The sequence below is a fragment of the Halomonas sp. 25-S5 genome (genome assembly GCF_029889845.1).
Classification (GTDB): Bacteria; Pseudomonadota; Gammaproteobacteria; order Pseudomonadales; family Halomonadaceae; genus Halomonas.
In genome coordinates this window covers 1-1378 of the sequence record NZ_JARANV010000062.1, presented here as the reverse complement: position 1 = coordinate 1378, position 1378 = coordinate 1, and the positions used below count along the sequence as shown (strand labels likewise).

Genomic DNA, 1378 nt, shown 5'->3' with positions numbered 1-1378 from the left:
TGCCGACGCTTGGCGAGGATGACGATCTCGACACGCTGCTGCCCTGGCGCTGGAAAGACACCCTACCGGTCTAACTCAGGCCGCAACAGGTGGGGTTGGTGGAGCGCTTACAAGTCTTCCCTATCGCGCCTCCCGAGCAATTTTTGATCACCGGCATCCCCTTTCTCGGTGCTGGTGATGACTGACCAGGGCGATATCGGCCTCCTTGCCCCCTGTTGACGGCCTGTTTCACCACCCTTTCACCGCCATTTGCGACAGCCAGGCACGCCTTGCCCGCCGGCCAGTGTGGCAGCGTCGGTTTGCTGATGATCCGACAGGATCGTCCGGTCAGCATGGCGCGGCCTTGGGATAGCGAAACCGGCGACGCAACGTCTTCAGTACCGTCATGCGTCCCACGTCCTGGCCGAAATCGAGAATGGTCTGCCTGGCCTTGTGGATCACCAGGGCGGCACGATGCACCAGCTCTTGCAGGACCGTGCGCAGTCGCCGGCGTTTCGCCGGATGACGCACCGGACTGAGCTCGCCGGTCATGCCGAGCTGCCCCATCAGCCGCAGGATGTTGTAGGCCAGCTGTGCCAGGTGCAGGATCAGGTCGTTGGTGGCGAACTTGCCCGAGGGCAGGCGCTCCAGGTCGAGGTCAGTCTTGATCTCGCTGTGGAACTGTTCGTGAGTGGCATGCGCCTGGTAGCGCTGGATCACCGCCTGCGGTGCCTCGTCCAGGCTGGTCCACCAGCCTTCCAGTTCATATTCCGGTTCGATCAGCAGTTGGCCATCGTGATCGGCGGTGCGCTCGACCAGGCGCATCACGCGCTTGACGACGTATTCGACCTGGTGGTCGTCACGGATCGAGACGGTTTGCGTCCACAGCGCCTGGCGTTTGCCAGGACGCAGCTCCTCCCAATAGTCCGCCGCCACCGCCAGCCAGGTGTCCTGATCGTCCTTGGCCGAGCGGCGCGGGTTCCACTTGACGAGATAGTCCAGCACGCGCCCGTCCTCGGCGCAGGCCTGACGCTGCTGTTCGAGCAGCGCCAGATGCGCCTGGCTGTCGAAGCCGCTGTCTTCGCGCACCAGCAGCGGCGCCTGGGTCAGTTGGTAGGCGCGCGGCAGCACCCGCTCCAGGAAGGCATTGCTCTCCTTCATGGTGTGCTGCTTGCCGGGACGCAGTTCCAGCCCCAGACACCACCCCTCGTTGCCCAGATAAGCGGCAATCGGGGTGTAGCCGTCGACTTGCTGGTAGGTCCGCGTCACGCCCTCCTTGCGGGGTAAGCGGCCATTCCGGCGCGTCATTTCTTGAAGCCGCCTGACCCCCTACGCTACCCCCGTCATCCAACGACGGGGAGTCAGTTCCGATGTCTGCAAGACGCAACAAACGCCACTC

Annotated in this window: 1 protein-coding gene; it reads right to left on the bottom strand. The window is 63.9% G+C overall.

The features are described 5' to 3' along the window. Positions 1-327: 327 nt before the first annotated feature. Positions 328-1248, bottom strand: a complete 921-nt coding sequence (locus tag OP498_RS18340; RefSeq protein ID WP_280554793.1) for an IS1380 family transposase — start codon at positions 1246-1248, stop codon at positions 328-330. Positions 1249-1378 lie beyond the last annotated feature (130 nt).